The following is a 25,843-nucleotide window of genomic DNA, read 5'->3' as shown; positions in this document are numbered from 1 at the left end:
TCCGCGAAGAAAATAGGACCTCCTGCTAGTGAAGTTCTAAAGAGGTTACGAGGACTATCCGTCTTACGACAAGTAGTGCATCTCGGCAAAACCGAAAAGAGAGACACCACACACCATAGCATGTCTATGGGGTGTGGTGCCACTGTCGTATGTGAGGAGGCGGGGGGCTGTGACGCCGTCGTCTCCGTATGTGTGAGGATGCGCTTACTTGAGCGCAGCGATAGCCTTGTCGTAGTTAGGCTCCTGAGTGATCTCGGGAACTAGCTCCTCGTAGATGACCTTGCCGTCAGCATCGATGACGATGACGCAGCGAGCCTGTAGCCCTGCGAGAGGTCCGTCCTGCATCATTAGCCCGTAGCCCTTGCAGAAAGCAGGCTCTGAAGAGGGAACCGTGCAGCAGCGGAAGGTAGAGAGCGTCTCGACATTGTCCAGACCCTCAGCACCGCAGAAGCGAGCCTGTGCGAAGGGCAGATCCTGAGAGATGCAGAGGACGACGGTGTTGTCGAGCTTAGCAGCCTCAGCGTTGAAGCGACGTACAGATGCTGCGCAGACGCCAGTGTCGATGCTGGGGAAGATGTTGAGGACGACACGCTTGCCACGGTAGTCTGAGAGCTTGGCCGTGGAGAGATCCTTGCGGACTAGCTCGAAGTTGGGAGCCATCGTCCCTACCTTAGGTTGCTCACCTGCGAGGGTGACAGTGATCTTATCTTGAAATTTTACTGTAGACATAATGTTTGTTTGGTTTATAGTTACTGTGTATTAAGTGTTTTACTGGTTATCGGTTTTGACGCCTATCTTGCCGAGGAGCCCCTCGATGTGGTCCATGGGGAGGTCGCCGAGGCTCTTGTAGGGTAGATCGTTGAGTGGTACGAAGAGTACCATCGGGATGCTCTGGACGCCAAAGCGTGCGGCCAGCTGCGGGTTCTCGTCCACATTGACCTTGTAGACAACGAGCTGGTCAGCGTAGCGGTCGGCCACCTTCTGTAGCTTGGGAGCCAGCTGACGACAAGGACGGCACCAATCGGCGTAAAAGTCGATGATGGCGGGCTTGTCACCTTTGTATACGAAGGTGTCGGGATGCGCCTCAAAGTCGTAGATGTGCTCGCGCATATAGTTAGCATTGATGTGCAGTATCTCTGCTTTGGCGGTCTCTTGCTGCTCCTTGCTCTGAGCTGTGCAAGCCACACTGAGTGTGAGTAGCGCAGTCATGAGCAGGAGAGACTTCTGTATGAATTGTATTGGTTTCATCTGTTATACTCGTTAAAATCGACCTCTAAGATAGACAAAAGTCCCGACATCACCAAAAGCACACGCTACGATAAAGGTCTGCAACAGCATCGAATCGGGCCAAAACGACGAAATAAAAGCGCAAAATCGGGCCACGCTGTCCCGATCTTGCGCAAAAAGATGGGCTTCTGGGCTGGATGAAACAGCAAGCCAGCTCCCCGACGCGCATGGGTCGAGGAGCTGGCTCTTGTGTGTAAAGGCTCTGTCTCTACAGGACTAGAGCGTTACCGTCGGGGTCTTGGTGAAGACGCCCATTGAACCTGGGAACGGACTAGATACTAGGCTGTACTCAAAGTAGACACCTCGCTGAGCGTTGTAGTATTGATAGAGGTCGGCCTTCATAAAGGGCTGGTCGATCTTTTCCTTACCCTTGTAAGTAAAGCCGTTCTTCGTCATAAAGTCCTTGATGAGGGGATCGTCGCCTGCAATCTTGGCTCTCTCCCAGTCTTGAGAGAAGACGTAAGTGATCTGCTCTATGGTCGATCCACTTGTAGACTCGTAGCTGTAGCTTACAGCACGAGGCTTGTTGCGATCTGTGGGATCGAGCTTGGAGGTAACTGGCATGTCTACCTTGATAGCATCGTATTTATATCCAGCATCTGGATTGGCTGGTTTGAACGTAACGTCACAGTCGGGGTGTAACTCTTTCTCACGAGCGAAGATGGGGCTGTCCTTGCTAATCTTCTGACCGAAGACGTCTAGCAGTGGCAGGTAGAGAGCCTGGAAGGTGGGATCAACAGGCTTCGGATCCTTGTGATAGAGGTCGGGAGCGTCTTGGAATATGATCTGCGCCTCATCTGGTGCCTGAGGATGGCTAAAAAGCATAAGGCGTACTGCGAGATCCTTGTTGACGAATTTCTCTGCGGAGGCGCCAGAAGAACCTTCATAGGTGAAGCCGTTGAGCTCGAAGTAAGAGCGTAGCTCTGGTTGCTTGTACATAGCCTTTGTAAATCGCTTGGTGAGTACATTCGGACCAGAAGAGCCTTCGTCACCAGGATTGATGACATAGCGAACATGGGCGAAGTTCACCTTGCTGGGGTCGATCGCTTCATAGGTGACACTGGTAGCCGTCTTCTTAGTCTGCTTGCGTAGCCCGAGCTGCTTTTCGTAAGCCTCGATCTCCTCAAAGGTGTAGGCACTCATCTTGGTCTCCTTCTTGAGATAGGGGAAGTCCTTGATCTGTAGGATGCCTGCATGCTTGGAGGGGTCGCCTGACGACTTGTAGGTAATCATCCAAAACTGATCATTTGCCTTAGAGAAGGTGAGCCAGTAAGTGCCGTTGGAGTACATGATGTTCTTATCGTCGGGAATCATCTGATAGCCAGCATCGCTGAGGAGGATCTCCATGTTGTCATTGATGTCGTTTCCCTCGGCGACTAGATCCGTCGCAATCAGTATGGAAGAGGTCTCGAGAGTTGCCTTAGTAGGATCGATGACGTACATGCGCGAAGGCTGCTGTCCCTTGGGGTCATTGGTCTTGTAGCGGAGGATCTTCTTGCCTTTATTATCTACAGAGCCCTCGAAGGTAGCACCCTTGCTCTGCTCGAAGGCTTGGACTGCCTTCTCGCCCCCGAGCCAATCGACACAGGGGAAGGGGATGGCGGTGAGCTTGCCATTAGCATCTAGCTTGAGTATGGATTCGAAGGTCTGAGGGTCGGGCTGTGGGGTCACGCCCGTTGTGTCGACACCTGTTGTGTCGGTGCCAATCGTATCTGGACCTGGGTTTGGCTCTTGATTAGATCGGCAACTACTCGTGGCAAGGGTCACGCAGAGGATTGCCGTGAGTGCTGCTATGAGGTGCTGTAATTGTTTCATGACAAAATAGTTGGTTGAGGTGAATGTTGCTAATGGATAGCTTGCTGTGTAGTGTATGCATAAAAAAGGCGAGGAGGCTCTCCGATGCGTTGTGTCGCATTGGCTCTCCCCCTGCGCCTTGTATAGCTACTCCTGGCCACTGTCTAGGAGTGATGTCGTATGTGCTACGGAGTCTTTATCCGATGACGAGAATGTCTGTACCCTCTAGGATAGAGTCTCCAGCCTTGACTTTGATCTCGGTGATGGTGCCGTCGCACTCAGCGTTGATGCCGTTCTCCATCTTCATAGCTTCGAGTACAGCGACTTGCTGACCGCGCTTGACTTGCTGACCGACCTGTACGTCTACTGATATGATGACGCCAGGTAGGGGAGCCTTGACTGCCTTGCCCTTGCCTGTGGAGGCGGGAGCCGCAGCGGGTGCGGGAGCTGCCGTGGCAGCGGGTGCTGCTGCAGGAGCAGACTTGGCGACTTTCGGGGTCTCCTTCTTCTTCTCCTGTATGATCTCGACGCTGTATGGGGTGCCGTTGACCTCTAGCTGAGCTTGGTCACCCTCGATCTTGTCAATCTTGACGGCGTACTCTTTGCCATCGATCTTATACTTATATTCTTTCATAAGGGGTTTGATATGGGTGCTTAGCAAGCTAACGTGCTAGCCTGCTAAGGTACTGCCGTTTAGGATTAGATGTAATACTGCTTCTGTGGTGTGACACGCATGTTCTGTAGCTTGAACGACCAGGAGTCAAACTCCTTGCGTCGTATCGTGAGCTGATAGGACTCCTCGTCGTGAGGGGAGCCTAGAGCCTGCGCTAAGGCGAGTGCTATAGCAACCTCTTCGGGAGATGGTGCTGTAGCGGCCTTTTTGGCTCTCTTGGCGGGTGCCTTCTTACCCTTTTCTATCTTCTTGGTAGCCATCGGTAGGAGGGGTTAGAGAGGTACGTTGTCATGCTTCTTAGCGGGGAGCGTCTGACGCTTTGTGCGTAGCTGTTGTAGCGCACGGACGATGCGGAAGCGGGTGTTCCTTGGCTCGATGACATCGTCGATGTAACCATAGGAAGCAGCATTGTATGGATTGGCAAAAGCATCACGATACTCTTGCTCCTTCTCCAGAGCTGTCTTGGCGGGGTCATCGCTCGCCTTGACCTCCTTAGCAAAGACTACCTCGACGGCTCCTGACGGACCCATGACGGCAATCTCAGCAGAGGGCCAAGCGTAGTTGATGTCTGCGCGTAGGTGCTTAGAGCCCATCACGATGTAGGCACCACCGTATGCCTTACGCAGGACGACCGTGATCTTAGGTACGGTAGCCTCGCCGTAAGCGTAGAGGAGCTTAGCACCGTGTGTGATGACAGCGTTGTACTCCTGACCAGTGCCTGGGAGGAAGCCTGGCACGTCGACGAGTGTGACGATGGGGATATTGAATGCGTCGCAGAAGCGTACGAAGCGTGCTGCCTTGCGAGAGGAGTTGCAGTCGAGGCTACCAGCCATCACCTTGGGCTGATTGGCTACGATACCGACGCTCTGCCCGTTGAAGCGAGCGAAGCCGACGATGATGTTGCGTGCGTAGTCACGATGCACCTCAAGGAACTCGCCGTGGTCTACGATCGCTCCGATCACCTCGTACATATCGTAAGCACGGTTTGGTGAGTCGGGGATGATCTCGTTGAGTAGATCCTCGCAGCGGTCTGCGGGATCGTCGCAAGCGACGAAGGGTGGCTCCTCCATGTTGTTTTGTGGTAGGAAGGAGAGCAGCTGACGGATGAGCTGAAGGCCAGCCTCATCGTTGTCTACGGCGAAGTGTGCCACGCCACTCTTAGATGCGTGTACGTCGGCCCCACCTAGCTCCTCCTGTGTGACGTCCTCGCCGGTGACCGTCTTGACCACCTTAGGACCTGTGAGGAACATGTAGCTGGAGTTGCGCACCATAATGTTGAAGTCGGTCAGTGCGGGCGAGTAGACAGCACCACCAGCGCAGGGGCCGAAGATACCAGAGATCTGAGGTATGACACCTGAAGCGAGGATGTTGCGCTCGAAGATCTCACCGTAGCCACAGAGTGCGTTGACAGCCTCCTGGATACGAGCACCACCTGAGTCGTTGAGACCGATACAGGGTGCGCCCATAGTCATAGCTAGGTCCATCACCTTACAAATTTTAGCAGCGAGCATCTCACCGAGAGCGCCACCGATGACTGTGAAGTCCTGCGCGAAGACGTAGACGAGACGTCCGTCGATGGTACCACTACCTACGACGACACCGTCACCGAGGAACTTCTTCTTCTCCATGCCAAAGTTCGTGCAGCGGTGCTGGACGAACATGTCGATCTCCTCAAAGGAACCCTCATCGAGGAGCATAGCTATACGCTCACGAGCTGTGTACTTGCCCTTGGCGTGTTGCTTCTCAATGCGCTCCTCGCCTCCTCCGAGACGAGCCTCCTCACGCTTGGCAAGGAGTTGCTTTATCTTCTCTTGTTGTACACTCATTATTCTATGTAGCGTTTGTTTGATTGGACGATATTACTTAGCGACATCCTTGCAGTCGCAGATCTCTAGGAGTATGCCGTGTGCACTCTTGGGGTGTACGAAGGCGATGTTGAGCCCCTCGGCACCTTTGCGAGGCTTTTCGTCGATGAGACGTATGCCTTTGCCCTTGAGCTCCTCGAGAGCTGGTGCTACATCGTCTGATGATAGTGCTAGGTGGTGGATACCCTCGCCACGCTTCTCGATAAACTTGGCTATAGGGCTCTCATCGCTCGTAGGCTCTAGGAGCTCTAGCTTGACTTCGCCTATCTTGAGGAATGCGGTACGCACCTTCTGGTCGGCGACCTCCTCAATGTTGTAGCAGGTTAGTCCGAGGACTCCCTCGAAGAAGGGTAGTGCCTCCTCTATGCTCTTGACTGCTATCCCAAGATGCTCGATGTGTGACAGATTCATACGCTATATTGTTTTATTGATTTGTGTATCTACTCAAAGGATAAAGGGACTGCGCCCTCCAAACGGTGATAATCTCTCTAAAGATCATCACCCGACTGCAAATATAAGAATAATCGCTCACGTGGCGAAAGGGTCGGACACCCAAATGTCGATTTGCTCTCTAGAAAGAGCTAGATCAGGCGAAGGTGAGCGCATGGACCGGCGGACGACTGGTCAGTTGTCCGTCACGGTAAGCGATCTGTCCATTGACCCAAGTAGCTACGATGCGATGCGAGAAGGTGTAGCCCTCTAGGGGTGACCAGCCGCACTTGCTGTAGAGGCTCTCCTTAGTTACTGTGGTCTCCTGATGAGGATCTACGAGGACTAAGTCAGCGTAGTAGCCTGGGCGTATGTAGCCTCGCTCACGAACTCCAAAGAGCTGTGCGGGAGCGTGTGCCATCTTCTCAACCACTAGTTCAGGCGACCAAAGCCCCTCGTGAGCCAGCTCCAGCATCATCAGGAGGCTGTGCTGTACGAGCGGACCTCCAGAGGCTGCCGTGAGCGCATCGCCCTCCTTGTCGGCTAGCGTGTGAGGCGCGTGGTCGGTGGCGATCACATCGATGCGACCCTCGACGAGTGCTTGGCGCAGAGCTTCACGATCGCGAGCCGTCTTGACGGCGGGATTCCACTTGATGCGGTTGCCTAGGCGGCTGTAGTCTTCGTCGGTAAACCATAAGTGGTGGACGCATACCTCGGCGGTGATGCGCTTCTCTGGCGAAAGAGGGGCTGCCGAGAAGAGACTCATCTCCTCCGCTGTCGATAGGTGGAGTACGTGTAGTCTAGCACCGAGACGCTTGGCACGCTCTATGGCACTGTGTGAAGAGGCATAGCACGCCTCGCGGGAGCGTATCAGTGGATGTGTCTCGATGGGTGGGTGCCCGTCGTATCGCTGACGGTAGATCTCCTTATTGCGTGTGATGATTTCCTCGCTCTCGCAGTGCGTGGCGATGAGCTTGGGCGCATGGGCGAAGAAGTAGTCGAGTGCCTCCTCGCTGTCCACCAGCATATTGCCCGTGGAGGCTCCTAGGAAGAGCTTGTACCCAGGTATCAAGGCCGGGTCTATGGCACACGCCTCGGGAGCGTTGTCATTAGTCCCGCCGAAGTAGAAAGCGTAGTTTGCCCAGCTTGTTTCCTGAGCGCGCTGACGCTTGTCGAGGAGCGCCTCGAGGGTGACCGTCGGGGGCTTCACATTCGGCATGTCCATATAGGAGGTGACCCCGCCTGCCACGGCCGCACGGCTCTCGTGCGCTATGTCTCCCTTGTTGGTTAGCCCAGGCTCTCTAAAGTGTACCTGATCGTCGATGCAGCCAGGGAGTAGCCAGAGTCCGTGCGCCTCCACGATCTCCGCTCCTTGGAGTAGTTCGTCGGGGAGGTCAGACACTTTGTCGACACCTATATATATAGACTCAATTCGCTCGTCGGAGAGGCATACGGAGCCGACGACCTGCCGACCTTCATTGATAATGGTCGCTCCGAGTATGATCTGTCGCATATTACTTAGCTGGATTACGACGCTTGGGGAAGCCCTTGAAGAGCTGCCAGTAGCGTAGCTTGAGGACTCCCGTGAAGGCTTCGCCAAAGATCGAGCCATTCATCTTCGAGCTCCCGAGCTTACGATTGACAAAGGTGATGGGTACCTCCTTGATCTTGAAGCCCAGACAGTGCGCCGTGTACTTCATCTCGATCTGGAAGGCGTAGCCCTTGAAGTGCACCTCGTCTAGTCTCATCGTCTCTAGCACCTCACGCCTGTAGCAGACGAAGCCAGCCGTCGTGTCTCGTACTGGTAGCCAGGTGATGATGCGCACGTAGACCGATGCGAGATAGCTCATAAGGATGCGTCCGAGAGGCCAATCCTTGACCCCGCCACCCCGCACGTATCGAGAGCCCACCGCTACATCGTAGCCCTCCTCCGAGACGGCGCGTAGGAGGTGCGGCAGTGCCGAGAGCGGATGGCTAAAGTCGCAGTCCATCTCGAAGATGTAGTCGTACCCGTGCTCCAGTGCCCACTCGAAGCCTGTGAGATAAGCTGTGCCTAGTCCCATCTTGCCGGGTCGCACGATGAGGTGCAGGCGGTCTGTGTAGCCCGGCTCCTGCTGTAGCGTACGCACGATCTCAGCGGTTCCGTCAGGCGAATTGTCATCCAGGATCAGCAGGTCGAAGGCTTCGGGCAGTGCCAAGACGGCTCGAATCATCTCGGCGACATTCTCGCGCTCGTTGTAGGTGGGTATGATGACAAGGCTAGCGTGCATAGCGTGAAGGGTATCTGTGAGTGGTCATGCGCAGGGTAGGGAGCGCGACTAGATGCCCCCCTGCCACAGCACTACAAAGGTAGTAAAAAACTCTCTTCAGGTATCATGTATCAGCTCTCTGCGCTGTCTGGGATAACAGAGCTCGCTCTCTCAGCTCTACTTAGATGCGGTAAGCGAAGCCCGCAAAGGCGTAGATGTTGTAGAGCGGGAAGGGCATCATCGTAAAGCTCCTGTTGAGGGCTGGCTCGAAGCTCATGTTGAGTTGTGCAGTCACGCCGAGGCGCTGATGGAAGAAGTAGTCGAAGCCTACTCTGACGCCCATGTCTAGCTTGTTAAAGTGATCTGACAGGTCGTAGTCGACGAGGTGGTCCGGAGAGATGGGATCACCATTGAGCGTGCCGTCTCCATCCAGAGTCACCTTAAAGCTCTGCTGCATCAGGTAGGAGAGGTAGAAGCCTACCTGCACACGAAACTTATCGTTGTTCGTATGGTAGGCGACCAGCATCGGGAGCGTGAGGTAGTAGTTGATGAACTCGGTGCTGTTATTGCCCGTAAAGAGTCCCCACGCAGCTTCCTGTCCGTCCCCAATGTTGATACGCATATCGGTGGCGTGTGTGCAGACGTACATTCCCTTGCGCTCCATCTCTAGACCTGTGTCTAGGTGCCACCCTTTGGTGTCGGGGAGGTGGTAGGAGAGCCATCCCTTGAGGGCGATGTTCATGTGGGGATTCCAGGTGTAGATCTTGTCGATCGCCTTCGGCTTGGGTAGGGGGGTGGTAGCTCCTACATTGAGACCAGCCTTGATACCAAACTCTAGGTCATCCTTGCCGCCATCAGGAGCTTGTGCTCTCAAGAGCGGTGTCGTAAGGAGTGCCAGCAGGAGGGTAACTATCCCTGTGTGTAGTTGCCGTGTAGTCATATCTGTAGCGGATTACTTCTTGGTGGGTATGCCTAGTGTCACTGTAAAGTCGTCAATGCGCAGGCGACTGCCGATAGCTCCGATGAACTGGTCGCCACGAGCACTAGACGAGAAGATAAGTGCCATGCGGTACTTGCCCTTCTGAAGGTCTATCTGCTTGTAAGCCGCCTCATTGACGATCTCCAGCTTGCCCTCAAAAGGTGTCCATGCACCCTCCTGAGTAGGCTGGGGGTGTAGCTGCACCTTTGCTAGGATACGTGGATCGGTGTAGAGCGTCTTACCATTGAGGTAGCTATCGTCTTGCGTGATGTCGTAAAAGACGCAGGCGATCGTAGCCTCGTCCTGTCCTTTGATTACACTGTTTCTCTTCGTCCCATCGACAAGCTCTTTGCCTGGGAGCCACTGATAGTAACCTTTGATAGAGATAGGTATGGCAAAGACGGGCTGACCAAACTTCGTAGATTCTAGAGGCTTGGAGGTCATAATATCCTCATCCAGTGATCCGCAGTAGAGAGCTCCGGCGATGATGCCCTTACCAAACATGGGACGTGCCTTGATGGTTGTCAACTCTAGAGCCTGTCCTGTCCGTCCTTTAGAGAGGGGCAGTACGGGGTAATTGCTTAAGAGAGCCTTGACAGCACCCACATTGCTTGCAGAAATCCAGTAGGGGTCGCCCGCGAGTAGCTTCGAGAGGCTCTTCTCTACGGGTAGCTGGTAAGAGCCCTCTGGCTTGACCCACTCGTCAAAGGTGAAGGTAACATCCTGCAGCTCGATCTTATCGTCAGGATTAGGATCGGGATTAGGATTAGGATCGGGGTTAGGATTAGGATTCGGATTCGGGTTAGGCTCTGGCTCAGGTTTGGGCTTTGGCTTGTAGGTGCCGTTTTCGATAGCGATACGCTTAGCCTTGATAGGGTCTTCGCCACTACAACCTGTCGCAATGAGGAGGGCGAGCGTGAGCAGGATGCCGAGAGTCCAAGAGATTCGTTTCATGCCGTACTATATTTTACACTAGGATAGGGCAAAGGTAACTATTTCTAGCTATATAGCGAGGGTTACGTCCGACCGATAATCCGACCAATTCAGAGAGGATGTCTTACGATTACCCCCTTCAGCACGATAGCCACGTGGAAATTTTCAAATCCCCACGTGGGAAAGAAAAAATTCTTCCGAAGTTTCATTTGATTCCTCCGAAGTTTCATTTGGTTCTTCCGAAGTTTCATTTCATTCCTCCGAAGAATTTTTCATTTTCCACCTGGATATTGGAAAACTCCCACGTGGGGGCTTGCTTTTCTCGAAAAAGAATGTTAGCTTTGTGGCAACTATAACCCTTAAATGTTTCAAACGATATGACAAGAAAACTACTATCTTCATTACTCCTACTCCTTGCTCTGAGCTACGCACTGACTGCTCAGCAGACAGGATGTAAGATCGCGCAAGAGCCGAAGGCACTACCGGCTGAGGCATGTAACTACTCCATCTACGGTATGAGTCCTAATGGACGATACATTTATGGTGGCAATCCGAGTGGCGAGGCTTTTTGCTACGACACGCAGCAAGATAAGACCTTGACCTTTCCCGCATCAAGCCGTATCTACGCTATTACAGACGATGGCCTGCTCTACATGGCCAAAAGCGAAGAGGGCGTCGTCGTGTGCAATATGGAGCAAAAGACCCTTCATGCGTTGGAGTCTCCTGAAGAGGCTTGGCCACAAGTGGTTCCTGCCTACCTGAGCTCTGACGGACAGCATCTCGTCGGATTTCTCATGGATCCGACCTATTCTCAGGAGAGCATGACCATGCCGATGTATGGCACACGTGCTGAGGACGGCTCTTGGACTCTCCATTTGCTACCCACGCTCAAGACAGACTATTTCGGAGATAAGCCAAACTATACGCAGGCTTTCTTCTGCTCGCCTGACGGCAAGAAGATCCTAGGTCGACAAAACACCTATTCGGGTGACGACAGACCTCTCTTCTGGGAGATGGGTAGCGATGGAACCTACACCTGCTCTACGCCTTGTGACTCTTTCCTCTACAATCTAGATGTGCCCCTGCCTGGTCCGATGCCTAAGTGGAGTGACTATGTAACGGCCGATTATGACACTGAGACCGAACTATGGGAACAACAGAGGGATGCGTACAATAAAGCCTATGACGAATGGACGAAAAAGCGCGATGCTGTCCTCTCGGGTCACTATACAGATTTAACTTGGCAGGAGATGGCCACTGCTAGTGGGTACTGGATGATATCCATCCAAGAGATACAAGGCGAAGGCGACGATATGACTACGGTCTCCTATCCTGGTGCGCTCAATGTTAACACGGGTACTGTCGAGTATCTCAGCATCCCGGAGGCTTATGGTATGGGAGGCTTAGGACGGACTCAGGATGGTGGTTGGCTCTGCACTCCTGATGGCTCCGAGATAACGCGAGGACTCGCTTCGCACGTCATCTATCCAGATGGCAAGAAGTACCCTCTACTAGACTATATTAAGGAACAGACGGGCAGAGACCTATCGGAGTTCTTCACCTACAGCTATAAGCCTTCAGATGATGCAGAGCCTGTGGAGAAGACGGACATAGGTGTAGTACACTTCTCTGGAGACGGTAAGACGATGACCTCCTGCGCTGTCAATATGGATAGAACTACCTATCGTCGTAACGCATACCTCCGCTTCGACAAGAGCCCGCTGGCTATTCCTCTAGGGGTTGATCCTGTAGAGTTGCAGCCTAATGGACTCTCCATCCTCTGGCAGGGCGATGCACTCCTCTTCTCAGAGCCTGCTACGGGTACGCTCTACCTGTATGACACGGCCGGTAGACTGCTAGACAGCTACACGCTGGCAGCTGTCTCAAGGCTCTCCCTGACAGACCTAGCACAGGGCCTCTACATCGGCCAGGTTGTCACGGAGCGTGGCGTTAGCACCATACGATTCGTCCGCTAGAAGACGTATCTGATAAAACGGATCAGTCCCGCAAGGAGTCTACAGCGATGTAGTGCTCCCTGCGGGACTGCTCTATTTGTATTTGTGCGAAGCTATTGCCCTGCAGCGATCCAAGCGACGCCGATCGTCTCGATGCCCGCTAGCGTTGCCTGCCCCGCCGCTTGCCTTAGCTCGATGGTGTAGAGTCCTGGGTGAGGAGGGGTCAGTGAGGTGTTGACCTTATAGAGTTGCTGACGTAGCGCATAGCCCTCACCAGTCCATACGCCTGGCTCCTCGGCGAGGGGTAGTGTCACGGAGGTCGTAGCACGCCACCCTAGAGTGGAGCGAAGCTCGATGGTGAGCGGTAGAGCGGTGTATGCGTAGCGGCTGTTGTACCGCACGTAGAGGTAGAGCGTGTGGGGCGTCCGCGACTGCTCGACGAAGCTGTCGAAGGTGACTCGATGCTCTGCAGTCCAGACAGCTTGTGGTAGCTCCGCAGTCTGCATCTGCTCCTGATAAGCTGCATAGTGGCAAGAGCCAAGCGTCAGGACGGCTAGCAAAACTAGCCCCCCTAGGATGCACCCTTTGCAGGCTCTGCTCATAGCTACAACAGATCTAGTCGTGGTGGATTACTCCTCCTGAGGCTTCGTGCGTGGACGGCGACGACGACCACCCGCCTGAGGCTTACGTCTCGGCTTGCGACTGGGCTGCGTGGAGCCTTCCTCGCGTGAGTCGGCTCTCTCTGGCCCCTCTTCGACTGCGTTGGTCGGCTCCTCGCCATTGCCAGTCGTAGGGATGTTGCTTTGCGCTCTGGGCGCATCGGCGTTGCTACGATCCCTCCTCCGATTTGTCTTGCGACGCTTACGCTTCTTCGGCTGGTCAAAGCGGTTGATCGCATTGTCAAAGAGTATGTCCTTAGGCTTCTTCGGAGCCTCCTGTTGATCAGAGAGCGTCTCAGGTGTCTCGCCACGCTGGTTCATCTCTATGATCTCCTTAGCCCGCTCTACGGATATGGTCTCAGGCTCTTCGAGACTCTTAGGTGCCAAGCTATAAGTGATCTCGCCCGCTAGGAGGTCGCACTTATTAAAGTAGTAGGTGCCGCTCTCCGTCTCTAGGGGTGTGCGACTTGAGGGGAAGGCTTTCTTTGCTTCCATATAGACATCCACCTCGTAGTTGGTACAGCACTTGAGCTTGCCGCACTGACCGGTGAGCTTGAGCGAGTTTTGGGCTAAGTTCTGAAAGCGTGCCGCAGCCGTACTGACGGAGTTAAAGCGTGAGAGCCAGGTAGCGCAGCAGAGGGCTCGTCCACAAGGACCGATACCTCCGATACGTCCCGCCTCCTGTCTAGCCCCTATCTGGCGCATCTCCACACGTATGTGGAAGGCGTCCGCCAGGAGCCGTATCAGCTTGCGAAAGTCTACTCGCTGATCCGCTATGTAGTAGAATATGGCGCGCGTCCCGTCTGCCTGATACTCCACATCACCGATCTTCATGTCTAGTCCTAGCGAAGTGGCTATCTCGCGCGACTCGATCATCGTCGGGTGCTCGCGTAGCTTAGCCGCGCGATAGTGATCCATATCGGCAGGACGAGCTTTGCGGTAGATCGCCTTTGCATTGTCCACATACTGCTCGTCATGGTTGGCCCGTATCTTAGTAGAGACGAGCGTCCCCGTGAGAGCTACCATGCCGACATCGTAGCCTCCGCTGTCAGCCTCGACGACCACATAGTCACCTCGCTTGAGGTCTAGGTGATCCACGTTGCGGTAGTAGTTCTTGCGCGTATTCTTGAACTGTACCTCGACGATCTCCTGCTGCTGTACGCCATCAGGCAGATCAGCTAGCCAGTCAAAGGTCGATAGCTTGCAACAGCGTGACCCTACGCCTTTGCATCGCGGACAGTCTATCTTATCTAGTAGGTCTGGTTTGTATTCCATCAAATAATTTCAAAAAGGGAGAGGAGGAGAGGGGGGGAAGATTACTTCTTCTTTCGTCCAGCCACCCGCTCGATCGAATCAAAGCCCTGTCCATATACGCCATGCACCGTAGACTCAGAGATAAAGGCGTTGGGGTCTACCGAGTTGATCACTTGGTAGAGACCTCCACGTAGATTCTTGCGGATGGTCACTAGCACTACGTGCATCTGTTGGTGACTATAGCCACCCTCGCCGTGGAGTATGGTGCATCCATGCCCTAGGCGACGTGTGATAGCCTCGCTGAGCTGCTCGTACTTGGTACTGACGATGAGTAGCTGCACAGACTGCTTGTTGGCCTCCATGATGTAGTCCAGCATCTGCCCTACGATCGTGATCTCGATGAAGGAGAAGGCGAGCTTGCCTAGAGCCGTACCCCAGCTGTACTGAGGCCCGAAGAAGTGGCTCACGACTGCACCCGTCGTGACGATGATCGCATCCATAAAGATCATGGCACGTCCCAGAGAGAGCGTGCTGTACTTATTGATGATAGCCACGATAATGTCGGTACCACCGGTGCTACCATTGGCAGAGAAGACAATACCCAGTCCAGCACCACAGAGCCCAGCACCAACGATCAGAGCGACAAATGGCTCGTCGGGAGCCAAGAGCGGTCCGAAGTTAGGGAGTGTACTGGTCAGCCAGGTGGGCAGGTTGTGATACACCTCTAGTCCTTGTCCCACCATGGGGGTAAAGAGTGCTTGTCCCACTGGGATCGTGACGGTAAGCATTAGGACGGCTATGATCGTCTTCATCGAGAAGCGCCACCCCAAGATCCATATCGAGAGGAGTAGCAAGCCGACATTGATGATGTTGTAAGGTATGCTGGCTGGGATATTCGTCGCCAGCTGAATGATCGTAGTCAGTCCCGCCAGTCCTCCCGAGGTGATGTCTTGTGAGAGGATGAAGGCTGTCCAGCCAAACGTGTAGATGACTACACCGGCGAAGATGAGGAGGACATCCTTTAGAAAGCGCGCAGACTTGCGTGGATCGGGATAGCGTAAAGGTCTTTCAGTAGTCATGAGTGACATGTTTATTACTTGGCGAAGGGGGGACACGTCCCTCGGACGCCAAACTCAGAAGTAACACAAAGGTAGCAAAAAAGAAGACTGACACAAAAAAGAAGTCGATCCTTGAGGGAAATATTGGTAGCTTTGCCTTTGAAAAGATTATCAACGAAGACGTCTTATGCTGGATCAACCACTCACCGCCCTGACCCCTCAAGAGGTCTACGATGCCTCCACGCTCGACTGTTACGCTTTCCGCCGTGGCGGTGACGTGCGTCGTGGCTTGTCGTTGGCTCTGGGCAACATGGTCGCGGGCTTTGGCTTTGACCTGCAGGGGGTGCACTTTCACAATAGCGAGTGCGCCTACATCGCTGGCATGTTTTCGCTAGATACCCCCGAGCATACCGCCATCGTGCGTCAGCTCGTCGCATGTGATGATGGCTGGGAGGCGAAGAAAAAGATCCGCAAGGCGCATGAGCAGGAGCGACGAGAGGACTGGCTCTCATTCAATGTCCCATGGATGCATTACCTGGTCTGGCAGAAGTGCTTGACAAGCGAAGCTTTTCGCAAGTTGCTCCTCGCCTTCCCGCCAGAGGCGATGCTCCTCGAGGACAGCACCTACGCAACCAGTGCCACCGCCACCAAGTGGGGCATGCGCAATGCTGAGCTGAGAAAGCGCCTTACAGCGATGAAGCGCGAGCTGACAGCGCAGGGGATGAACAAAGCTTCCATCAAGCGGAAGCAGGACAAGATGAGACTGGGGCCATGGTCTACCATCGGCGAGTGGCGTGGGCAGAACCTCCTCGGCAAGATACTTATGAACTGTCGCGACGCGATGCGCCATCATACCGAGCCACTGATCGACTATGCTCCGCTGCGAGCCGCTCAGATACATCTCCTAGGGCGGGAGCTCACCTTCCCAACCCTCTGACCCGACGAAGCCCCCTCCTCGCTGAGCTGTGACGGGAGGGCAAAGAAAAAAGGTGACAGCCGAACTACTTCGACGATCACCTTGAGTCGGGATGAGAAGACTCGAACTTCCGACCTCCACGTCCCGAACGTGGCGCGCTACCAACTGTGCTACATCCCGAGAGAGACTACCGCCCCGCGGCGACTAGTCCCTACTTGTGACTGCAAAGGTACTAAATAATGCGACACCACATACTGCTCAGCCGGATGCTGAATCTGGCAGGTCTCGTTATGAAGTCGATTAAAATGCTGACCTGCAGCTCTACAAAAGACTAGTCCTCTTGCAGAGGCACAGATTGTGTACCCCTAGTTGTCGCTACTCGTGAGATGTACGAAGTCGAAGAGGTGTGACGCACTTATACTAAGCGGTGACACACAATAGTCACGGAGGAAATTACATTTCCCCCGTGACCATTGCTGATTGTTATGACCCTTAGTCGGGTGGTGCTTACCAGTTATCGGTCTAGTAAACAAGTGACGGGACGCTCAAGTGCCGTCATACAGCCCTGCACAGCTCGACGTGATGCTCTCTGAGGTCCGTGGTAAGACTCTTGTGAGGTCTCCTTCGGAACGAACTGAATATAGCAGCAGTTGAACATAAGGTCGATATACCCCATACAGATATCGCCCTGAGCATTCTTAGCAAGAACTGTCTCCTTGATGATTTGGTAATCCTTATCAAAACCAATGCTAGCAAGATAACTCTTGAAGTCGTCAGAATAGAGATCGGTATATCCTTCTATTGCATTGGACTGCGCATTGATGAAAAGCTGGTCGCTGAAGAATGAAGTGCGTACATAGAGCACCCACTCCAAGTTGGTCTTGTTGACACATTCGGGCTTGGTGTTGAATCGCTGGTTGACACTACCTTCTTTACTTTCCTCTAGCGCACGGAGACCTAGAGTGTTTTCAAACTCCTCAATCTTCTTACTATCTTTAGTGAGTAGTGCTTCGATAGAGGGCATATCCTTAGCATCTCGGAGGATCTTATGCGCCGTAGGGATCGGGTAGTGACGCTGAATCTCTATAGACATATTGGCATCAAAGTCGTCCTTGTGCGAGTAGTCTTGCTTAGCTATGAGAGAGATCTCCTTGTTTTGGTCATTGCGTGAGCGAAATCCAGGGACGGTATTGCCATCACTGTCGATTCTTACGTTGACCTTCTCAAACTTGGTGAAGCCTAGCTTACGAAGCATCTCTTGAGTCTTTGTAGCGTTCTCAACAGACTCCTTGCTGTAGCATAGGATAATATCAGCAGTCTCTTCGATCACGATACCATAAGCGACCGCAGGAATGACAGACAAATCTTTATTGACGAAGCCTGGGACAGTTACTTTGCTAGAGTATTTGATATCTTGAGGCTGACGGCCTAACTTCCCTTCGTAGGCGAGTATCTCATCATCGATGATTTTCTCAGAGTCGTCCTTCTTTGGATCAAACTTCAGGAGTGGCAATTCCTGTTCGGCTGAAATGGAGGCTCCCTTGACGGTCACCTTAGCAGTAGCCGATAGGTTCCCTATCGTGGCAGTAATCACGGCTTCGCCCTCAGCGACAGCCGTGACTAGTCCGTTGTTGTCGACGGTTGCCACCGCAGCTTTGTCGGAGCTATAGGTTACGGAGAAGTTGTGACCCGTAGGCTCTACAACCGCCGTCAGTTGCTGGGTCTCACCCACACTGAGAGAGACCATCGCAGGACTGATGGTGATGCTCGTTGGGTTGACTGGTTGAGGCTGGGGAGCTGGATCAGGCTTGTTACAACTAGAGACTATCGTCAGTAGAGCAACACAAGAGAGTAAGACTGCAATTCGTTTCATAGAAATATTACTTTGGTTAGTATGTATTCTTTGAAGTCTAAGATCAGTAGAGTGTATGCCGACCCTTTCGTGAAAGCAAATGTACAGACAAATCAAGAAAAATGCAATACTTAGATGCGTAAACTTATCTCTGCTGAAAAGGATGTCTCTCTTTAACTTTTTGTATATTTGTGGTGCATCCTCGCAAGATCTGTGAGGAGCCCCGTAAGAAATCAGCTACTAATCACATAACATAAGTCACATGAAACAGAAAACATTGCTTATTGCGCTCATCGTTAGCCTCCTGAGCGTCTGTAGTCTAGAGGCGCAGAGGACGGCGGGACGTCGTGAGGTCACTGGTACGCTCAGCCTCTCAGCTGTTGGCAGTGAAGGAGGAATTGCCATCTTCAACGTACTAGTGAACCCCGCTATAGGTTGGTTCGTCAAGGACAACTTCTCCGTAGGAGCTACGATCCACTACGAGGGTACAGGTGAACTAGGGGGCCTCGGACTAGGGCCGCAGATTGCTTACTACTTCCCCTCCCAAAATAACTTGAACTTCTTTTTGGATGCCTTCGGAGGCCTCCAGATGATTCACTTCTCAGGCCACAACTTCGTCGGCGGTGCCGTCGGTGTCGGTGCTGGTCTCTCTTGCGACATCACCCCACGTGTGGCATGGCGGTCTGGCGTTGACTACAAGATGGGCATCTACTCAGGGTCCAGCTTGATTCATCGCATAGGCCTGGACATGGGCTTTTCGGTCAACTTCTAGCGCGCTAGAGAGATCGCTCTCTGACTCGAGTCAGCAGACGGTATAACTAGGAGGCTCAATCGCACTATCCAGCGGTCGAGCCTCCTTTTTTATCCAGATCCGCCACACGATCGCAACCACACTACCACTCTTGAGACTGTTGCATAAAGGCGAATCGCTGTGTTGCTTTCGGGATTCGGCTTCGGTCACATACGGAGGTATGTGAGTTTCAGACCTCACCCTCAGCGCCTTGCGCTTCATCCTTTATGCAAAGTCAGGACAATCTTGCAAGCAAGATTGTGAGACTGTTGACTTTTGCAACAGTCTCCTCCTGCGCCCGCATGGTGAGACTTGTTCGATAAGTGCTTGTAGCATAGTACCATCCAATTACGTATATTTGCCTGTGAATAGTCCGAGTTATTCCCTCATTCACTGATTCTTATCAACGGGTAAGCTACCAATAACACCAACTTAAAACAGATATAAGTCATGAAAACAGCTACAAAAACATTACTCTGTGCCTTGCTCCTGACATGGCCACTCTTGGCTACTGCTCAGACTCCTGGCGATAACACACAGACCATCACCCCAACGATCGTGCTCACCACAGAGACTTCTGTCGGAGACACCATTTGGCTCTCCTTCGAGACAGATGATTGGGAGGACCCGATTATCGAGGGGCTCACCCCCACGGGTAAATCAACCTTCGCAGGCAATCAGTACACGGTGACCTCGCCGACCATCAAGCTTATGGGGGAGATAACCGATCTGGTGTGCCAAGAGATCAAGCTCACCGCAATAGATCTATCTGGCATCTCATGTCTACAAACGCTCAACTGCTCAGGCAATCAGCTCACAGAGCTGAATATAGGAGACAATATAAACCTATCGGCACTCTACTGCCAGCAAAACAAGCTACAGCAGCTGGATCTATCTAAATGCAAGAGCCTATACGAGGTTTATTGCTTTGACAACCAGCTCCAGAGCTTCAAGCTCGGAGAGAGTCACCCCTCTTTTACAATGCTCAAGGCTGCCAATAATCAGCTGACGACCATCGATCTGAGTGGATGCCCCAACGTAAAGGTTGTAGACCTGGGGACTAATAATATAGAGCACCTAGACCTAGCCAAAAACGTAGCTATCACCTGGCTACTCGTAGCCAACAACAAGCTTACGGATATAGACCTCTCTGCACAGACCAAGCTCGTACGACTAGACTGCTACAACAACCAGCTCTCCGCGCTAGACCTTTCTAAGCTCGAGCAGCTCACCGTGCTAGCCGCTGAGAGTAACCAGCTACAAGAGATCGATGTGTCACACTGTCCTAAGTTACAGGTGATGTCTGTAGAGCATAACTCGATAAAGACGATGGATCTGTCGCACAATCCCGAGTTGAAAAGTATCTGGTGCATAGAGAACCGCATCTACCCCAACGATATGCAGGCTCTCGTGACATCTTTGCTACAAAAAGAGGGAGCCAAGCTGGTTGCAGTCAATACACATAGCGACAAAGAGCAAAACGTAATCCTCAAAGCTCAAGTCGCAGAGGCAATCGCCAAGGGATGGACTGTCTACGACTTCAATCCTGAGACTAAGGACCTCATCCCATACGAGGGGAGCGATACGACATTCCTCCACGTGACACTATCTGTCGGAGAGGGCGGCACAGCAAAAGTTCTAGACGTGACTGACCCTGGGCGGATCCCCTTTGCTACCGAGATAAAAGTCGAGGCGACACCTAGCGAAGGCTATGAGCTAGAGAGTATCAAGGTCGGAGATCAAGACATAACGCAAGACAAAGTCTACCTAGTCACCAAGGATGTAGAGATCACCATCACATTCCGCAGTGTTAATAGTATAGCTGATCCGACTAAGAGACAGGAGCTCACGATCACGCCTAATCCTGCTAGAGACCTAGCCAGAGTATATGGTCTCAAGCCTTACAGCGACATCTCTATCTATACGCAAGAGGGTAAGCGTATGGCAACCATTCAGACTGATGGCCTAGGACAAGGCGAGATAGATCTGTCTACTTATCCATCTGGTAAGTACCTTGTGATCGCTGAGGAGCATAGCGAATGGATCATCGTACGATGATATAGTCGACTAGAGCCTCCTAGCACGCTCCACTTATGCTCGGATCGTAGCTCTACGAAGGCTCTGGTCCCCTCGCCCCCCGTAGATTCACCTAGGACTCTACACTATCGAGCTAAGGCTAGCAACGGGGCAGGCAATCCTAGCGGGCGTCGAGACGATCGGTGTCGCTTGGGTCGCTGCAGAGCAGTAGCTTCGCCCAAATACAGATATAGCAGTCCCGCAGGGAGCACTACATCGCTGTAGACTCCTTGCAGGTCTACTTCGTTTTATCTGCAAATCTTACGACTAGCCCGATGTAGCGACAGGGCTGATGCATTATTATAATGCCCTCGTCTACGCCTCGCTTGTTGTCATGTGTAGCTCCTGACGGAGCGATTATGAGGCGTCGACATGGGCTGGGGAAACTCAACGCTGGGTTACTACAATAATTTAGAACTGGCTACATCTCGAAACGGGGCTGTGTCGGGGAAAATGGATTTCCACGTGGATATTTTGAAATACCCACGTGGAAAAGGAAAATTCTTCACGTGGGCGCGAAATAAAACTTCGGAAGAATGAAATGAAACTTCGGAAGAATGAAATGAAACTTCGGAGGAATTTTTTGACGTCCACGTGGAAAATAAAAAATGTCCACGTGGATATTCGAGAAAGGAGGAAATCGGACAAATTTCCCCGTAAAGATATGTAAATAGAGGTTAGAGGTTAGAGATTAGAAGTTAGAGATTAGAAGTTAGAGGTTAGAAGTTAGAGATTAGATATTAGAAGGCTGAAGGCAGGGGTGACACATTATTGTATATAGGGAACTTATCTAAGCCTTGCTTGTCGCTCATGTGTAGCTCCTGAGCGATTATAATGCGTCAGCCCTGCGAGCCTAAGTCAAATCATTGGTGGATAGAGTTATTATTTGTATCTTAGCTCCCACAATAGGAAGCGACTAATACATTATTCTAATATACTTATGCAGAGCATAGACTCTCTCTCTATAATAGTCCCAGCTTATAATGAAGCTGGGACTATCGGCTTGTCTCTAGAGAGATGTATCGAAGCCATACGAGCGTCCCAGCAAAACTGTCAGCTGATTGTCGTTGATGACGGATCAGTTGATGATACCACAGCGATCGCGAATGAAGTCCTGAAGTCCAAGTTTGCCGATGGCAACTACCAGGTACTCCGCTATGAGGTCAATCGAGGGAAGGGGTATGCCATACGACAGGGCTTGCCCCTGTGTGCGGGGGAATATGTCATCATCCACGATGCGGATCTGGAGTATGACCCCAATGACATCTTCAAGATGCTGAGCTATGCTAGGGAGTCAGACTTGCCCGTCCTGTACGGGAGTCGCTACTTATACTCTGTGTTGCATCGCAAGGGGCGCTTCCCGACCTCTTTCTACCTTGGGGGACAACTCGTCACGAAGGTTACCAACCTGCTATACGGGCAGCGTCTTACGGACGAACCGACTTGCTATAAGCTTTTCAAAAGGGAGCTGCTAGTGTCGTTCGATCTGGAGTGTGAGGGCTTTGAGTTCTGTCCCGAAGTGACCGCAAAGGCAGCTTTGCGAGGAATAAAGATTGAGGAGATCCCTATATCTTACTTCCCGAGGTCGGTGGATGAGGGGAAGAAGATCTCTTGGCGCGATGGCATTACGGCCATCTCTACGCTACTTAAATATCGATTTAAGAAGAAGTCTCATGAAAGTAAGTAAGGTCCTTTGTAACCTTCTCGGAGGGTGTATTGCGGTGCTACTGATCTCCTACACTTTTGAGCAGAAGGGGTATCAGTTCGTCTGGTCTATGCTACGACGCAACTGGAAGGTGGCAAGCGAGTACAAAGAGTCCTCGCTGAGCGATCGCTACCAGATGAAGCTTGGCAACGGTTACGCTGTGTACAAGTATGTGCGTGACAAGACCCCTGAGGATGCGATCATCTATATTCCTGCGGCTAAGTACTTTCAGCAAGAGGAAATAGCCGGAGAGCCGTGGAATAAGCTCTGGGCGATGCGCTTCCTCTATCCACGGCAAGTAGTGACCCGTGAAGAGTATCAGATCAATCATCGGGTGCCAACGCATGTCTTGATCGTGGGTGATGGGGGACGTGAGATGTTCCCGACTGGTGCGCTTCCGCCATCCATCGAAGTTGCGATTGTGCCTCTAACAAACGACTCTATCCAATAACCTCCTTGTGCTATGCTATCCATTATACTATTCGTCATATTGCTGTGCATGTCTGGAGTGACTCTCTTGAGTGTGGTAGGGAGAGGTTCGCTCAGTCGTGTCGAACTAGTCGGGCTCTCATTTCCCGTCGGCATGTTGCTTGCCGTCGGGCTCATGATGCTACAAGATCTACTGCGTCAGAGGCTCTCGCTCGTATGGGTCGTCGTGGGTCTGCTCCTTGTGCTGGTGGCGGGCTTACTGCTCCTATATAAGAGCAAAAGGCTCACCGCCAGCTTGCCTTCGTGGGCTACGCTGAAGGGGTGGTTGGGCAGGATCAACATTGTGTGGCTTATCTTCTTCGTCCTTGTGGTGGTTATCGAGGTGATGAATTTTAGGAAATGTATGTTCTTCCCCACCTTTGATAGAGATAGCCTTGCTGGCTTTGACTCTTTGGGCTACCTCATTGCGCAAGAGCACACGATGTATGGCCTCTCGGTCTTTAGTCCTGATGAGAATCCGCTGATCCACAATGCTGGTAGCTACATCACCTACGCTCCGCTGGTACAGCTCTCTTACAGCATAGTCTATGTGCTGGGGGCTGAGACATCAAAGCTGATCCCTGGGCTATTCTTTCTCTTTTTCTTGATCTCGTTTTACGGTGTGCTACGAGATGTGGTGGGGAGTACGGGTGCTATCATCGCAACCTTTTTCGTCCTTATCACGCCAGAGATGATAGCCTTCTCGTCCCTCTCGGCAACAAATGTGATCCATGCAATCTATGCTTCGCTCGGTGTGATCTACGCCCTGAAAAGTTGCTCTCGCGAAAAGCCGACCACTGACTACGGACTCCTCTGGGTGAGTGGCTTGCTACTCTTGGGTAGTATCTTGACTCGGTATGACGGGATTGTATTTCCGATGGCGATGGGGCTTTACTTGTTATACCCAGTTTTTGTCAAGCGACTGAAGTGGTGGCACCTCATAGGGTGGGGGATGATCATACTCCTCCCCATGTGCTGCTGGTTCCTGCATCAAAAGTGGACAGGCATGACCTCAGAGAGTATTGTCATCACCTCACTCCTACGGGATGGCGACAAAGCCAATCTGATCGCCAAGGGCTTGTGGGGGCATCTGACCAATACGCAGCTCTACGGCTGGAGCTTCTTGTTGTTGCTGATATCGCTGCTCGCCAGTCTACCGATCATGATAAAGCGTAAGCACTGGGGGCGTCTAGGGCAAGTGGCTATGGCCTTCGTATTGCCTTTGCTACTGTACGGTCTGCTACTCTATCATATCAACTACTCTTGGGATTCGATAGACAACGTGATTGCTTACTCTGCGAAGAGATACCTCTTTTGCTTTGTGCCGATTGCGCTGTTTTGCACCTTCACGCTAGATGCCTTCTACCTAGCGTTTCGCAAGGTAGAGTCGTGGTTCTCTTAAGTGCCCCTCTTCACAGTCAACTATAAGTTATCAAGCTATGAGACATAATTCGATTGGTACAGTGGTCCTGCTGACGCTGGGCGTGATGCTTACGGCGCTGCTGCCCTGTCGGGGGCAGAGTGATGCGGAGCTACCCTCCGATGCTGTGGTAGAGCCGTCACAGACTATCCCTATCATGTATATCACTACGGCCGATGGCAAGCCTATCATCACGAAGAAAGAGTATAAGCGAGCTACGTTTTACATCTCCGACCCCGCAGGGAAGGTGAATCTAGGAACTGCCGCAGAGCCTTTAGGAATGAACATTCGTGGCAGAGGCCACTCCTCGTGGAAGGGGGACAAGAAGCCCTATAAGCTCAAGCTGGACGATAAGCTCTCTCTCATGGGTATGCCGAAGAATAAGCACTGGGCACTCCTGAATTTTTGGCCTCCGACGATGGCGGGCATGAAGCTTGGCGAGCTGATGGGGATGGCGTGGACGCCCTCCACAAAGCCGATCGAGGTGGTGCTCAATGGTGACTATATTGGTCTCTACTTGCTGACGGAGACGATACGGATCGGGAAGAATCGTGTCAACATCTATGAGCAGCCGGACAATAACGAGGATGCAGCGACCATCCCTGGGGGCTGGCTGGTAGAGGTGGACAACTATAAGGAGCAGAACCAAATTAGCTTTAGAGAGAATGACCGCTGGATCATCAACATCACTTACCACTCACCGAAGGTGCTCTCGACGGCACAGCGGGATTGGCTGACTGATGAGTTTAAGGGACTCAACGATGATATCTATGCTCCGAACAAAGCGACTAGCCGCTGGAAGGATCGTGTCGATGTAGATGCGATGGCTCGCTTTTTCATCATTCAGGAGGTGATGGACAATCCCGATGGCTTCCACGGGAGCTTTTACCTACACAAAGATCAGGGCGAGGGGAGCAAGTGGGTGGCAGGCCCTATCTGGGACCTCACCTGTATGAATCGGGAGAAGACGGACTACACCTTTAGGATGAAGGTGCACTACGCCTTTGCGCCTCACTGGATCGGGGAGCTACTCAAGGACGAAGACTTTAGCTCAGCCGTCTGCAGGGTGTGGAAAGAGGTGCACCCCGTGCTTTCTGATGAGTGGATGCGCTACTTGGAGAGTTGCTTTGCCCCTTATGAGGAGGCTTATGCGCGGGACAAGCAGCGCTGGTCTAAGGGCGATTTCAAGCCTCTGCACAGCGCAGCGGAGGAGCTCACGACTGCTCTTCGGCGGAATGTAGACTGGTTTGATAATCACCTGCCGGCTACGCCTAATGCCATTGCGCCCGTAGTGCCGACCGCTGGTCGCCACATCGTCTACACCATGTCGGGCGAGGTCGTGCGCATTGCTGATGACTACAGTGAGGCGATGCGTGATCTACCGCAAGGCGTCTATATCGTGGACAATAGCAAGGTGATTGTCCCGTAAGAGCGCGTTGCGTATCGTCCGCAGTGTCAAAGCGAGACGTATAGTAAAATGT

General features: G+C 52.5%; 23 protein-coding genes and 1 tRNA gene. 8 read left to right on the top strand and 16 right to left on the bottom strand.

The features are described from left to right. Positions 1–204: 204 nt before the first annotated feature. From tpx to RDM37_RS02245, 11 genes are all read right to left on the bottom strand, one after another. Positions 205–729, bottom strand: coding sequence for a thiol peroxidase (gene tpx, locus RDM37_RS02295; protein WP_308554650.1), 525 nt, complete (start codon positions 727–729; stop codon positions 205–207). A 39-nt stretch (positions 730–768) separates the two neighbouring features. Continuing rightward, positions 769–1,248, bottom strand: coding sequence for a thioredoxin domain-containing protein (locus RDM37_RS02290; protein WP_308554649.1), 480 nt, complete (start codon positions 1,246–1,248; stop codon positions 769–771). Between the two features lie 255 nt (positions 1,249–1,503). Then, positions 1,504–3,102 (bottom strand): hypothetical protein, encoded by a 1,599-nt coding sequence (locus tag RDM37_RS02285; RefSeq protein ID WP_308554648.1) that lies wholly within the window; start codon positions 3,100–3,102, stop codon positions 1,504–1,506. A gap of 175 nt (positions 3,103–3,277) precedes the next feature. Further along, positions 3,278–3,715: a biotin/lipoyl-containing protein gene (locus RDM37_RS02280; RefSeq protein WP_308554647.1), complete on the bottom strand. Its 438-nt coding sequence runs from the start codon at positions 3,713–3,715 to the stop codon at positions 3,278–3,280. 65 nt (positions 3,716–3,780) lie between these two features. Continuing rightward, positions 3,781–4,014 carry a hypothetical protein gene (locus RDM37_RS02275; protein ID WP_308554646.1) on the bottom strand — a complete coding sequence of 78 codons (234 nt, stop codon included), beginning with the start codon at positions 4,012–4,014 and terminating at the stop codon, positions 3,781–3,783. Between the two features lie 12 nt (positions 4,015–4,026). Next, on the bottom strand, positions 4,027–5,580 hold the full coding sequence (locus tag RDM37_RS02270) for a carboxyl transferase domain-containing protein (RefSeq protein WP_308554645.1): 1,554 nt from the start codon (positions 5,578–5,580) through the stop codon (positions 4,027–4,029). 33 nt (positions 5,581–5,613) lie between these two features. Beyond that, positions 5,614–6,030 (bottom strand): methylmalonyl-CoA epimerase, encoded by a 417-nt coding sequence (gene mce, locus RDM37_RS02265; RefSeq protein ID WP_007366055.1) that lies wholly within the window; start codon positions 6,028–6,030, stop codon positions 5,614–5,616. 175 nt (positions 6,031–6,205) lie between these two features. After that, positions 6,206–7,561, bottom strand: coding sequence for a dihydroorotase (locus RDM37_RS02260; protein WP_308554644.1), 1,356 nt, complete (start codon positions 7,559–7,561; stop codon positions 6,206–6,208). Between the two features lies 1 nt (position 7,562). Beyond that, positions 7,563–8,318 (bottom strand): polyprenol monophosphomannose synthase, encoded by a 756-nt coding sequence (locus RDM37_RS02255; protein WP_308554643.1) that lies wholly within the window; start codon positions 8,316–8,318, stop codon positions 7,563–7,565. A 160-nt stretch (positions 8,319–8,478) separates the two neighbouring features. Beyond that, entirely contained in the window at positions 8,479–9,237 is a 759-nt protein-coding gene (locus RDM37_RS02250) for a porin family protein (RefSeq protein ID WP_299367188.1), read from the bottom strand. 12 nt (positions 9,238–9,249) lie between these two features. Next, positions 9,250–10,230 (bottom strand): PCMD domain-containing protein, encoded by a 981-nt coding sequence (locus RDM37_RS02245; protein ID WP_308554642.1) that lies wholly within the window; start codon positions 10,228–10,230, stop codon positions 9,250–9,252. Positions 10,231–10,586: 356 nt separating this feature from the next. Here RDM37_RS02245 and RDM37_RS02240 point away from each other — a divergent pair, with 356 nt between their 5' ends. After that, positions 10,587–12,185 (top strand): T9SS type A sorting domain-containing protein, encoded by a 1,599-nt coding sequence (locus RDM37_RS02240; protein ID WP_308554641.1) that lies wholly within the window; start codon positions 10,587–10,589, stop codon positions 12,183–12,185. Between the two features lie 92 nt (positions 12,186–12,277). Here the strand turns inward: RDM37_RS02240 and RDM37_RS02235 are convergent, their stop codons facing one another. Genes RDM37_RS02235 through RDM37_RS02225 form a run of 3 tightly spaced genes read right to left on the bottom strand, consistent with a single transcriptional unit; the run spans position 12,278 to position 15,156 of the window. Further along, positions 12,278–12,766, bottom strand: coding sequence for a gliding motility lipoprotein GldH (locus RDM37_RS02235; protein WP_308554640.1), 489 nt, complete (start codon positions 12,764–12,766; stop codon positions 12,278–12,280). Between the two features lie 27 nt (positions 12,767–12,793). After that, positions 12,794–14,098: a regulatory iron-sulfur-containing complex subunit RicT gene (locus RDM37_RS02230; RefSeq protein WP_308554689.1), complete on the bottom strand. Its 1,305-nt coding sequence runs from the start codon at positions 14,096–14,098 to the stop codon at positions 12,794–12,796. Between the two features lie 41 nt (positions 14,099–14,139). Beyond that, the gene (locus RDM37_RS02225; RefSeq protein ID WP_308554639.1) at positions 14,140–15,156 is read right to left on the bottom strand and encodes a YitT family protein; all 1,017 of its coding nucleotides are present in this window, start codon (positions 15,154–15,156) and stop codon (positions 14,140–14,142) included. Between the two features lie 166 nt (positions 15,157–15,322). On the opposite strand from RDM37_RS02225, the gene RDM37_RS02220 reads away from it, so the two are divergent. Then, complete coding sequence (locus RDM37_RS02220; RefSeq protein WP_308554638.1) at positions 15,323–16,072, top strand: NADAR family protein; 750 nt, start codon at positions 15,323–15,325, stop codon at positions 16,070–16,072. A gap of 86 nt (positions 16,073–16,158) precedes the next feature. On the opposite strand, the gene RDM37_RS02215 is transcribed toward RDM37_RS02220, so the two are convergent. After that, positions 16,159–16,231 (bottom strand) — tRNA-Pro (locus tag RDM37_RS02215). Positions 16,232–16,565: 334 nt separating this feature from the next. Next, a complete protein-coding gene (locus RDM37_RS02210) occupies positions 16,566–17,924 on the bottom strand; it encodes an Ig-like domain-containing protein (RefSeq protein WP_308554637.1) in 1,359 nt (452 codons plus the stop codon). Between the two features lie 241 nt (positions 17,925–18,165). Here RDM37_RS02210 and RDM37_RS02205 point away from each other — a divergent pair, with 241 nt between their 5' ends. The 6 genes from RDM37_RS02205 to RDM37_RS02180 all read left to right on the top strand — a co-directional run bounded on the left by RDM37_RS02205 (position 18,166) and on the right by RDM37_RS02180 (position 25,791). Continuing rightward, a complete protein-coding gene (locus RDM37_RS02205) occupies positions 18,166–18,675 on the top strand; it encodes a hypothetical protein (protein ID WP_308554636.1) in 510 nt (169 codons plus the stop codon). 468 nt (positions 18,676–19,143) lie between these two features. Further along, positions 19,144–20,751 carry a hypothetical protein gene (locus RDM37_RS02200; protein ID WP_308554635.1) on the top strand — a complete coding sequence of 536 codons (1,608 nt, stop codon included), beginning with the start codon at positions 19,144–19,146 and terminating at the stop codon, positions 20,749–20,751. 958 nt (positions 20,752–21,709) lie between these two features. Continuing rightward, positions 21,710–22,456 (top strand): glycosyltransferase family 2 protein, encoded by a 747-nt coding sequence (locus RDM37_RS02195; protein WP_308554634.1) that lies wholly within the window; start codon positions 21,710–21,712, stop codon positions 22,454–22,456. Then, positions 22,443–22,925: a hypothetical protein gene (locus RDM37_RS02190; RefSeq protein WP_308554633.1), complete on the top strand. Its 483-nt coding sequence runs from the start codon at positions 22,443–22,445 to the stop codon at positions 22,923–22,925. The genes RDM37_RS02195 and RDM37_RS02190 overlap by 14 nt, the downstream gene beginning before the upstream one ends. Before the next feature lie 72 nt (positions 22,926–22,997). After that, complete coding sequence (locus RDM37_RS02185) at positions 22,998–24,344, top strand: glycosyltransferase family 39 protein (protein WP_308554632.1); 1,347 nt, start codon at positions 22,998–23,000, stop codon at positions 24,342–24,344. Positions 24,345–24,381: 37 nt separating this feature from the next. Next, positions 24,382–25,791 carry a CotH kinase family protein gene (locus RDM37_RS02180; RefSeq protein WP_308554631.1) on the top strand — a complete coding sequence of 470 codons (1,410 nt, stop codon included), beginning with the start codon at positions 24,382–24,384 and terminating at the stop codon, positions 25,789–25,791. Positions 25,792–25,843 lie beyond the last annotated feature (52 nt).

This window comes from uncultured Porphyromonas sp. (genome assembly GCF_902489635.1).
Classification (GTDB): domain Bacteria; phylum Bacteroidota; class Bacteroidia; order Bacteroidales; family Porphyromonadaceae; genus Porphyromonas.
Note: the sequence above shows the minus strand (reverse complement) of the source record. Positions and strands in the feature narration are given on the sequence as shown.